Origin of the sequence: Dokdonella fugitiva, assembly GCF_004342425.1 — a bacterium.
GTDB classification, from domain to species: domain Bacteria; phylum Pseudomonadota; class Gammaproteobacteria; order Xanthomonadales; family Rhodanobacteraceae; genus Dokdonella_A; species Dokdonella_A fugitiva.
Window position 1 is genome coordinate 82,284 of record NZ_SLWQ01000001.1, and the last position, 10,742, is coordinate 93,025.

The 10,742-nt window shown below is 69.1% G+C and carries 8 protein-coding genes and 1 pseudogene; 1 reads left to right on the plus strand and 8 read right to left on the minus strand.

Going from position 1 to position 10,742, the window contains the following annotated elements:
- Positions 1 to 11 precede the first annotated feature (11 nt).
- The 6 genes from EV148_RS00305 to EV148_RS00330 form a co-directional block, all read right to left on the minus strand.
- The gene (locus tag EV148_RS00305; RefSeq protein ID WP_131991746.1) at positions 12 to 908 is read right to left on the minus strand and encodes a hypothetical protein; all 897 of its coding nucleotides are present in this window, start codon (positions 906 to 908) and stop codon (positions 12 to 14) included.
- Entirely contained in the window at positions 893 to 1,504 is a 612-nt protein-coding gene (locus EV148_RS00310; RefSeq protein WP_131991749.1) for a class I SAM-dependent methyltransferase, read from the minus strand. Before EV148_RS00310 ends, EV148_RS00305 begins: the two co-directional genes overlap by 16 nt.
- The gene (locus EV148_RS00315; RefSeq protein WP_131991752.1) at positions 1,501 to 2,538 is read right to left on the minus strand and encodes a glycosyltransferase family 2 protein; all 1,038 of its coding nucleotides are present in this window, start codon (positions 2,536 to 2,538) and stop codon (positions 1,501 to 1,503) included. The genes EV148_RS00310 and EV148_RS00315 overlap by 4 nt, the downstream gene beginning before the upstream one ends.
- Positions 2,539 to 2,669: 131 nt before the next feature.
- Positions 2,670 to 3,614, minus strand: a complete 945-nt coding sequence (locus tag EV148_RS00320; protein ID WP_241987932.1) for a Nudix family hydrolase — start codon at positions 3,612 to 3,614, stop codon at positions 2,670 to 2,672.
- Positions 3,615 to 3,621: 7 nt separating this feature from the next.
- Positions 3,622 to 6,375 carry a preprotein translocase subunit SecA gene (gene secA, locus EV148_RS00325; RefSeq protein WP_131991758.1) on the minus strand — a complete coding sequence of 918 codons (2,754 nt, stop codon included), beginning with the start codon at positions 6,373 to 6,375 and terminating at the stop codon, positions 3,622 to 3,624.
- Positions 6,376 to 6,577: 202 nt separating this feature from the next.
- A complete protein-coding gene (locus tag EV148_RS00330) occupies positions 6,578 to 7,516 on the minus strand; it encodes a M23 family metallopeptidase (RefSeq protein WP_131991761.1) in 939 nt (312 codons plus the stop codon).
- Between the two features lie 26 nt (positions 7,517 to 7,542).
- Here EV148_RS00330 and EV148_RS00335 point away from each other — a divergent pair, with 26 nt between their 5' ends.
- Positions 7,543 to 8,004 carry a DciA family protein gene (locus EV148_RS00335; protein ID WP_131991764.1) on the plus strand — a complete coding sequence of 154 codons (462 nt, stop codon included), beginning with the start codon at positions 7,543 to 7,545 and terminating at the stop codon, positions 8,002 to 8,004.
- Between the two features lie 242 nt (positions 8,005 to 8,246).
- Here the strand turns inward: EV148_RS00335 and lpxC are convergent, their stop codons facing one another.
- Together lpxC and ftsZ are read right to left on the minus strand one after the other, a co-directional pair.
- Entirely contained in the window at positions 8,247 to 9,158 is a 912-nt protein-coding gene (gene lpxC / locus EV148_RS00340) for a UDP-3-O-acyl-N-acetylglucosamine deacetylase (RefSeq protein ID WP_131991767.1), read from the minus strand.
- 409 nt (positions 9,159 to 9,567) lie between these two features.
- Positions 9,568 to 10,627, minus strand: a pseudogene (gene ftsZ / locus EV148_RS00345) (cell division protein FtsZ); the annotation flags it as partial.
- Positions 10,628 to 10,742: the final 115 nt, after the last annotated feature.

Below are 10,742 nucleotides of genomic sequence, written 5' to 3' on the forward strand. Positions count from 1 at the left end.
CGTAGCGTTTTTCAGGCGCGATCGCGCAGCAGGAAACCGACTCCGCCCGACACCGCGTCGACGAGCACCGTGACGAACCGGTAGGCGAGCGCGACGACGAGCGCGTCCGCCTCGCCAAGCGCGGGGCCGAGGCCGATCACGAGCACGGTTTCGCGGACGCCGACGCCGGCAGGCGCGCCCGGCATCACGTAGCCGAGCAGCCACGCGAGCGCGAGCCATCCATACGCGCTCGCGGCCGGCCATCCGACGCCGCCGGGTCCGAGGCTGCACAGCGCGAACGTGGCGAGCACGAAGAACACGAGGTCGATCGCCAGCACGGCCAGCGTGCCCGCGAGCAGGCGCGGCGCCGCGACGGTTCCGCCCGCGTGGCGCGCATGGAGCCAGGCCGCGAACGCCGCGACAGCCGGCAAGGCGAGGGCTCCCCACGCGAGCCGGCCCGCCCATGGCGCGAACGCGACGATGCGCGCATCGGCCACCACGCCGAGCGAAAGCGTTGCCGCGCTCGCGACGAGCAGCAGCGATTCCATGCCGAATGCGAGCGCGAGCGGCGCATGGCCGATGCCCGCGCGACGTGCGGCGACGTGGCGGTAGGCGACATGGAACACGTTGCCGGGCAGGTACTTCGCCAGCTGCGCACGCAGATGCGAGGCGAACAGCGGCATCGCCGCCACCCGGCCACCCGCGGTCATGCGCACGAGCAGCACCCAGGCGAACCCGAGCAGGAGCGCGCCGACGGCATAGCAGGCGCACGCGAGCAGCAGCGCCGGCGCCCCGATGCGCGCGAGCGCGTCGCCGAGCGAAGCACCGAGGGCGTAGCCGCGTCGCACGAGAAATGCGATCGCGACGAGGCTGAGCAGCGTGCCTCCGCCGTGGGCGATGCGGCGCAACGGCCTCAGCGGCGCCGGCACAACACCATCGTCCATGGCAACGGCGAGCGCACCTGCAGGATGTCGAAGCGGCGCGACATCAGTTGCAGGAAGGCGCCGCGGCCCCAGTGGTTGACGTGGCCGGGGGTGTTGCCGAGCGCGCCGAGGTACTTGCCGCGTGCCATGTTGAGGGCGCGCCAGAGCGGTTCGCGCGGCACGCTGGCGATGAGGTGGGGACGCGCGAGCCCGGCGAGCGCATCGATCGCGCGCAGCGGATCGTCGACGTGTTCGAGCACTTCGCAGCAGACGACCAGCGGCGCGGCTTCGGCCGCGACGTCGATCGTTTCGATCGGCTGCGGCCAGAACGACGCTTCGACCCCGGCGGCGTGCGCGCGCCGACGCGCCTCCTCGACGATGTCCGCGGAGATGTCGCAGCCGCGCACGCGGAAGCCGCGCCGGGCGAGGCGGATCGACAACTCGCCCTCGCCGCAGCCGATCTCCAGCGCGTTCGACACCGGCACGCGCTCGACCAGCGAGTCGAACGCATCGAGGAATCCGCGCATGAGCCGGCGCGCGATGGGATTCGCGGTGCGGTACTTGTCGTAGTAGTTGCCGGCCGGCTGCACGTCGGGGCTCATGCGCGAGGCTCCCGCTCCGCGCGCGCGCGCCGCACCTCGCCCTCGACCTGGCGCAGGCGCCAGTCGATGCCTTCGAGCAGGCGCCGGTTCACCGCATTGAGGTCGGCGATGAAGCCGAGCATGAACAGCAGGAAGCCGATCGTGAACGACGCGGCGGCGAGCACGGCCGACTGCACGTGGCCGGCACCCTCGCCGACCAGCATGTGCGCGACGTACCACGCCCCGAGCATCACGCCGGCGACGAGGAAGAAGGACGCCACGAGGCCGAAGAACGCGAGCGGGCGATAGGTCGCGAAGATGCGCACGATCGTCGCCGCCGAGCGCCACACGTAACGCCCCATGCTCTTGACGAGGCGCGACGGACGCAGGTCCGGGTTCGTGCGTATCGGGACCGACAGCACGCGGATGTTGCTCTGGCCCGCCTGGATGATCGTCTCGAGCGTATAGGTGTAGGAGCTGAAGACGTTCAGGCGCTGGGCCGCTTCGCGCGTGAACGCTCGGAAGCCGCTCGGTGCGTCGGCGACCTGCGTCCTGCTCGCGGCGCGCACGACCCAGCTGCCGAGCCGCTGCAGCCACTTCTTCAGGCGCGAGAAATGCTCGGTATCGGCGATCGGCCGTGCGCCGACCACCATCTCGGCGCGCCCTTCGACGATCGGCCGCACCAGCGTCTCGATGTCGCGCGCGTCGTACTGGTTGTCGGCATCGGTATTGACGATGACGTCGGCGCCGAGGTCGACCGCCGCCTCGAGGCCGGTCATGAACGCCGCGGCGAGGCCGCGATTGACCGGGTGGCGCACGATGTGGTCGACGCCGAGCGCTTTGGCGACGTCGGCCGTGCCGTCCACCGAGCCATCGTCGACGACGAGCCACTCGACGCGATCGAAGCCCTCGACGCTGCGCGGCAAATGCGGGATCGAATGCGGCAACGAGTCGCGTTCGTTGAAGCACGGCACCTGCACGATCAACTTGGTCGGCCGGTCGCGCGCATCGGCGTGTGCGGGAGACGCCTGTTCCCGGGGCGGCTGTTCGGGCATCACTTCGCGATCCTGTCGGTGTCGGCACGTGCGGCGCGCAAGCTTCGTCCCCTCGGCGGGGCCACGCCATTTCCGAATCTAGCAACCGGCATGCGGGGTGTCACGGGAACGCGCGCGCAACCGCCGGAGGGTCAGCTCCACAGGGCGCGGATCGCGGCGATCCCCTGCGCCCCGGCCATCCACGCGGCGTCGACGTCTTCGCCCTCCATGCCGCCGAGCGCGTAGACCGGCATCGGCGCATGCACGACGAGTTCGGCGAACCGCTCCCAGCCGAGCGCCTGCGCGTGCTCGTGGCCCGGCGTCGGGAAGACCGGCGACAAGGTCGCGAAATCCGCACCGATGCGTACCGCGTGCAGCAGCTCGGCCGCGTCGTGGCAGGACACGCCGAGCCAGCGGTCGGCCGGCAACGGCCGCTCGGCGAGGCCGGCAGCGATGCGCGCGGGCAGGTGCACGCCGTCGAGGCCGAGCACCATCGCCAGCTGCACGTCGCCGTTGAGCAGCAGGCGCGCGCCATGCTCCCGGCAGGCGTCGCGGGCGCGGCGCGCGGCATCGGCGAGCCGCGCGCGTGGCCAGTGCGGCTGGCGCAGCTGCACGAGGCGCAGGCCGCGGCGGCAGGCGCGCTCGATGCCCGCGAGCAGTTCGTCGAGCGCGTCGGGTTCGAACGCGGGCGTGATGAGGTAGCGGTCCGGAAGGGCGAGCGCGGCAATCACGGGACGATCGGCCGGCGGCATCTCGACCTGTGCGAGCGCGCCCTGTTCGACCCAGGCGAGCGCCTGTCCCTCGTGCGGATGCGGCGTGCCGGTCCAGGCCGAGACCTGCCAGACGTCGAGCAGGATGTCCTGCTCCGGATAGCGGTGCGGCACCGCGATGAGCGGGCGCGCCGACTCGACGACGATGCCGAGCTCCTCGCGCAGCTCGCGCGCGAGCGCATCGACCGGTGCCTCGCCCGCGTCGCACTTGCCGCCCGGGAACTCCCACAGGCCGGCGAGGTGCTTGCCCACGGGTCGGCGTGCGAGCAGCACGCGGCCGCCCGCATCACGCAACACGCCTGCTACGACGTGGACCGAAGCCGGCACGGCAGGCTCAGACGAGCTTGCCGTGGCACTGCTTGTACTTCTTGCCCGACCCGCACGGACACGGATCGTTGCGCCCGACCTTCGGCGCATCGCGCAGCTGCGGCACGCCGACGTTCGGCATCGCCGCCGGGTCCGCCTCGGCCGGCTGCTCGCCGGCACCGAAGCCGGCCGCCTCGGCGTGCTGGAACTGCATCGCGCGCGCCTGCATTTCGGCCTGGCGGCGCTGCTGCTGTTCGAGCGCTTCCACTTCCTGCTCGCTGCGGATGCGCACGCGCGCGAGCAGCTGCACGATCTCGAACTTGATGCGGCCGAGCATGCCCTCGAACAGTTCGAATGCCTCGCGCTTGAACTCCTGCTTCGGCTGCTTCTGCGCATAGCCGCGCAGGTAGATGCCCTGGCGCAGGTAGTCCATGCTCGCGAGGTGCTCCTTCCAGCCGTTGTCGAGCACGGACAGCATCACGTGCTTCTCGAGGCCACGCATGACCTCGCTGCCGAGCATCGCTTCCTTCTCGCGGAACAGGCGATCGACGAGCTGCTGCACGTACTCGAGCACGTCATCGGCATCGGCGTCGTCCTGCTGGTCGAGCCACTGCCGGAGGCCGGCCTGCAGGCCGAACTCCGACGCAAGCTCGGTTTCCAGCCCGGCCAGGTTCCATTGCTCGTCAACCGAATCGGCCGGCACGTAGCGGCGCACGACGTCGGCAATGACGTCCTGGCGGATGATGCCGATCGTCTCGGCGACGTCGGCGCTGTCGAGCAGTTCGTTGCGCTGCTGGTAGATGACCTTGCGCTGGTCGTTGGCGGTGTCGTCGAACTCGAGCAGGTGCTTGCGGATGTCGAAGTTGTGCGCCTCGACCTTGCGCTGCGCCTTCTCGATCTGCCGGCTGACCATGCGGTCCTGGATCGCGTCGTCCTCCTTCATGCCGAACATGCGCATGAGGCGCGCGACGCCCTCGCCCATGAAGATGCGGATGAGGTTGTCCTCGAGCGACAGGTAGAAGCGGCTCGAACCCGGGTCGCCCTGGCGGCCGGAGCGGCCGCGCAGCTGGTTGTCGATGCGGCGCGACTCGTGTCGCTCGGTGCCGATGATGCGCAGGCCGCCGAGCGCGATGACCTCGTCGTGGCGGCGCTGCCACTCGGCCTTCACGCGCTCGCGGTCGGCCTCGCTCGCGTTCTCGCCGAGCGCGTGCAGTTCGGCTTCGAGGCTGCCGCCGAGCACGATGTCGGTGCCGCGGCCGGCCATGTTGGTGGCGATCGTGATCGCCTTCGGGCGGCCCGCCTGCGCGACGATGTGCGCCTCGCGCTCGTGCTGCTTCGCGTTCAGCACTTCGTGCGGGACGCCCTTCTTCTTGAGGAGGTCCGAAAGCAGCTCGGACATCTCGATCGAGGCGGTGCCCACGAGCACCGGCTGGCCGCGCTCGTAGCTCTCCTTGATGTCCTCGACGATCGCATCGAACTTCGGCTGCTGCTTGAGGAAGACGACGTCCGGCTCGTCCTTGCGGATCATCGGCCGGTGCGTCGGGATGACCACGACCTCGAGGCCATAGATCGACTGGAATTCGTACGCTTCCGTGTCGGCCGTGCCGGTCATGCCGGCCAGCTTCTTGTACATGCGGAACAGGTTCTGGAACGTGATCGACGCGAGCGTCTGGTTCTCGCGCTGGATCGGCACGCCCTCCTTCGCCTCGACCGCCTGGTGCAGGCCGTCCGACCAGCGGCGGCCCGGCAGCGTGCGTCCGGTGAATTCGTCGACGATGATCACCTCGCCGTCGCGCACGATGTAGTCGACGTCGCGCTGGTACAGCGCGTGCGCGCGCAACGCGGCGTTGAGGTGGTGCACGACTGCGATGTGCTGCGAGTCGTACAGGCCTTCGTCCTCGCCGATGATGCCTTCCTTGCGCAGCAGCTGCTCGGCGTGTTCCATGCCCTCCTCGGACAGGTGCACCTGCTTCTGCTTCTCGTCGACGTAGTAGTCGCCGGGCTCCGGCGGATCACCCGGCTTGGTCTCCTTCAGCTGCCGCGTCATGCGCGGCACGATGCGGTTGACCTTCACGTACAGCTGCGGCGACTCGTCCGACGGGCCGGAGATGATCAGCGGCGTGCGCGCCTCGTCGATGAGGATCGAGTCGACCTCGTCGACGATCGCGAAGTGCAACCCGCGCTGGTAGCGCTGCTCGGCCGACAGCGCCATGTTGTCGCGCAGGTAGTCGAAGCCGAATTCGTTGTTGGTGCCGTAGGTGATGTCCGCGGCATACGCGGCGCGCTTGTCGCCGTGGTCCATGCCCGGCCAGACCACGCCGACGCTCATGCCGAGGAAGTTGTAGATCTTGCCCATCCAGGCCGAGTCGCGCTTGGCCAGGTAGTCGTTGACGGTGACGACGTGCACGCCCTTGCCTTCGAGCGCGTTGAGGTACACCGGCAGGGTCGCGACGAGGGTCTTGCCTTCGCCGGTGCGCATTTCGGCGATCTTGCCGCCGTGCAGGACCATGCCGCCGATGAGCTGGACGTCGTGGTGGCGCATGCCGAGCACGCGCCGCGAGGCTTCGCGCACGGTGGCGAACGCTTCCGGCAGCAGGCTGTCGAGCGTGGCGCCATCGGCGAGGCGCCGGCGGAATTCCTCCGTCTTCGCCTGGAGGTCGGCATCGGACAACCCCTGGAACTTCGGCTCCAGCGCATTGATCTGCGCCACCGACTTGCCGAGCTGGCGCAGTACGCGTTCGTTGCGGCTGCCGAAGATGCGCGTCAGGAAACTGTTGAGCATGGGTCGTCTTGGTCGGAACGGGGGAATGAGAGGCGGTTCATGGCGTCCGGCCTGGACGACCGGTGCGTCATTCCGCGACAGGCCGTCGCGGAAAAACAAAACAACCGCCGATGATACGGCGGCCCCTCGATACACGCCAGCTTGAGGCGGAGGAACGGGCTTTCAATCGCCCCGGGACCGGCGCCTGCCGGCGCCGGCAGGGTCAGGCACGGTTCGCGCGGGTCGACTTCACGTAGGCCATCGGGTTGACCGCGCGGCCGTTGTACCAGACCTCGAAATGGCAGTGCGGGCCGGTCGAGCGGCCGGTGGAGCCGACGCTGGCGATCGCCTGGCCCGCGTGCACGCGCTGGCCGGGGCTCGCGCTGATCGCGGAATTGTGCGCGTAGCGCGTCATGTAGCCGTTGCCGTGATCGATCTCTACGACGTTGCCGTAGCCGGTGCGCACGCCGGTGTAGGTCACGACGCCGTCGGCGACCGCATGGACCGGGGTGCCTTCGGGCGCGGCGAAATCGACGCCCATGTGGATCGCCTGGTGGCCGTCGAACGGGTCGGAGCGGTCGCCGAAGCCGGACGCGATGTAGCCCTGGTTCACGGGCATGCCGCTCGGCAGCAGCTGGTTGTCGATCTTGCGGTCACGCAGCAGGTTCTCGAGCACGTCGAGCTGGGCCTGCTGGCGGTCGAACTCGGCACGCAGGTTGTCGATGCCGCTCTGCAGCGGCAGCGGCATCGTCACGCCGCTGGCCGGCTCTTCCGGGCCGCCGACGGCCGGGGCACCGTCGAAGTCGAATTCGCCGTCGTCGAGCTTGCCGACCTGGGTCAGCCGCTCGCCGAGCGCGTTGAGGCGCGTGGCCTGTGCCTGCAGCTGGCCGAGCTGGGCCGCGAGCGCGTCGATGTTGCGGCGGGAATCCTGGTCCAGCGAGGCGAGCTCGGCGCGCTGCGCGGCGAGCATCGCGCGCATGTCGGCGACTTCGCGCAGGTCGTGCGAGCGCGGGCTGCTGAAGATCCATGCGCCGAATGCGCCGATCCCGACCAGCATGAACGCGCAGGCGGCGAGCGCGGCGACGAGGAGGTGGCCGTGCCGGCCGGACAGGTCGATGCGCCATGGCAGCGCGTGCGCATTGCGGACGATAATGATGTTCATGCTGCTCGGCCGGATTCCCGTTCGTCGTGTCGCCAAAGCGCAATCCCACCACCGCCTCCACCGCCGGGCCTCGGCCCGCCGCGGAGTGCATCACCCTCGGCACGCTCGCGGATCGCGCGCGCGCGCTGGATGCGCTGGATGAAAGACTGCGCCGCCTCTTGCCCGTCGCGACGGCGCGCGAGACGCGACTCGCCGACGTGCGCAACGGACGAATTGTCTTTCTGGCGTCCAGCCCGACGTGGGCGAGCCGGCTGCGGCTGCACCAGGCAGCCCTGCTGGCCGAAGCCCGTGCCGCACTCGGCAGCACCGTCGAACGTTTCGCCGTGAAAGTGGCGCCCTTGCCGACCGTTCCCCCGGACCCGACAAAGCCCAAACCGCTTTCCGCCGCCACCACCCGCCACCTGCGAGCGACAGCGACAGCCCTCCAAGACCCTGAACTCAGGGCCCTTTATCTCCAACTGGCGTCCATCGCCGGTGATGATTCCTAGGAGCCGGGGCGGCTCCCGTTCCCCGCTTGTCTGCTTCCTGGCGGAAGCTGTTCTTCTTCTGGTACCGCACCGCCCGGCCCCTTCCCGGCCCGTGGCGTCATGATCGCCGCGGCGGCAACCTGCCGCGCGATCCGGCCGGATCCTGCCGACCGCCCCGCCACCCTAGCGGGAGCGGGAAGTGCTTTTCGCGATGCGCGTCGCCTTTCCAATCTTCGGCGAAACGCCCCGCTCCTTGCCTGCCGTCAGACCGCCTGCGCCGGGTGGGCGTAGGAGATCGGTGCCGCGCTCTCGTCCTCGAAACTCACTTCTTCCCACGCCGTCGCATCGGCGAGCATCGTGCGCAGCAGCTTGTTGTTCAACTCGTGGCCGGACTTGTAGCCGTAGAACGCGCCGATGAGGCTGTGCCCGAGCAGGTACAGGTCGCCGATCGCATCGAGGATCTTGTGCTTGACGAACTCGTCCTCGTAGCGCAGGCCGTCCTCGTTGAGCACCCGATAGTCGTCGAGGACGATCGCGTTGTCCATCGATCCGCCGAGGGCGAGGTTGCGCTCGCGCAGGTACTCGATGTCGCGCATGAAGCCGAACGTGCGCGCGCGGCTGACCTCCTTCACGAACGAGGTCGTCGAGAAATCGATCTCGCTGGTCGAGGTGCGCTTGGTGAACATCGGATGGTTGAAGTCGATCGAGAAGCCCACCTTGAAACCGTCGAACGGCTCGAAACGGGCCCACTTGTCGCCGTCGCGGACGGTGACCGACTTCTTGATGCGGATGAAGCGCTTGGCCTTGGCCTGTTCCTCGATGCCCGCGGACTGCAGCAGGAACACGAACGGGCCGGCGCTACCGTCCATGATCGGCACTTCCGGCGCCGACAGGTCGACGTAGGCATTGTCGATGCCGAGCCCCGCCATCGCGGAGAGCAGGTGCTCGACCGTGGCGATGCGCACGTCGCCCTTGACGAGCGTGGTGGAAAGACGGGTGTCTCCGACGTTCTCGCAGCAGGAGCGGATGTCCACCGGGTTCTGCAGGTCGACGCGGCGGAACACGATGCCCGTGTCCACGGCCGCAGGACGCAACGTCATGTAGACCTTGTCGCCCGTGTGAAGACCCACGCCCGTCGCTCTGATGACGTTTTTGAGCGTGCGTTGTCTGATCATTTTTATGTAGTGCCCCCTGGGGCAGGAGCTGACAAAACGCCGGCGAGGGTAGCACAGCGACGGGAGCGAGAAAAGTTGAGCGACGTTTGGAACCCACACTCCGTCGCTTTTTCGCAACAGCCGCCGCAAATTTCCGGCCCTGGCCGCCATTCGCCGACGGCAGCGACCGCCATCCTGACGCCACAGGATGGCGGTGCCGGGGCGGCGATGTGTTCGAAGCATCGCCGCCGGGGCCGGCGCGCACGCTTCCCAGCGATCGCGCCGTGCCGGATGGGAACCGGGACTGCCCTGCGTCAGTCCGCCTGGCGACGCAGGAAGGCCGGGATGTCGAGGTAGTCGCCCGCCGTCTCGGGCTGGGCGTGCTCGACCGTCTGGCGGATCGGCTGCCCCGGGATGCCGAGGTAGTCGACTTCGCCGGTCGTCGCGTTGCGCACGACGCGCATCGACGGACGCTGCGAACTGACGACCTCGCGTTCGCGCTCGCGGTGCTCGCGCAGCGGCTGCCGAGCGACCGCGCGGTTGAGGCCGGTCGCGACCACGGTCACGCGCACGTCGTCCTTGAGCTCCGGATCGAGCGCAGTGCCGATCACGACCGTCGCGTCCTCGCTGGCGAACTCGTGCACGACCTGGCCGATGTCGTCGAACTCGCGCATCGTGAGGTTGGTGCCCGCGGTCACGTTGACGAGGATGCCGCACGCGCCGGCGAGGTTGACGTCGTCGAGCAGCGGGTTGTTGATCGCCGCCTCGGCGGCCGCGACCGCGCGGTCGTCGCCGTGCGCCGTGCCGGTGCCCATCATCGCCATGCCCATCTCGGACATGACCGTGCGCACGTCGGCGAAGTCGACGTTGATGAGGCCCGGGCGCGTGATCAGGTCGGCGATGCCCTGCACCGCCCCGAGCAGCACGTCGTTGGCCTGCTTGAACGCGCTGAGCAGGGTCACGTCGCGGCCGAGCACGGTCAGGAGCTTCTCGTTCGGCACGGTGATCAGCGAATCGCAGTACTGGCCAAGGTCCTCGATGCCCTTCAGCGCGACCTGCATGCGCCGGCGTCCCTCGAACGGGAACGGCTTGGTCACCACCGCGACCGTGAGGATGCCCATCTCCTTGGCGAGCTGCGCGACCACCGGCGCCGCGCCGGTCCCGGTGCCGCCGCCCATGCCGGCCGTGATGAACGCCATGTCGGCGCCCTGCAGCAGCTCGACGATGCGCTCGCGATCCTCGAGCGCGGCCTGCCGCCCGACTTCGGGGTTGGCGCCCGCGCCGAGGCCCTTGGTTACGTTCGCGCCGAGCTGCAGCGTGAACTTCGCGCCGCTGCTCTTGAGTGCCTGCGCATCGGTATTCGCGCAGACGAAATCCACGCCCTCGACACCCGCCTGCACCATGTGGCTGACCGCGTTTCCGCCGCCACCACCGACGCCGACGACCTTGATCACCGCATTCGGTGCCATCTTCTCGACGAACTCGAACATATCCCATCCTCCGCAAGTGGTTACTGCCTGGTTTTCTTATCGTTCCCGGGTCCGTGACCTTCCCGGTCCGGCCCGTCCTGCCACGGCTGGCGTGCCATGGTTGTTACCTCTGCCG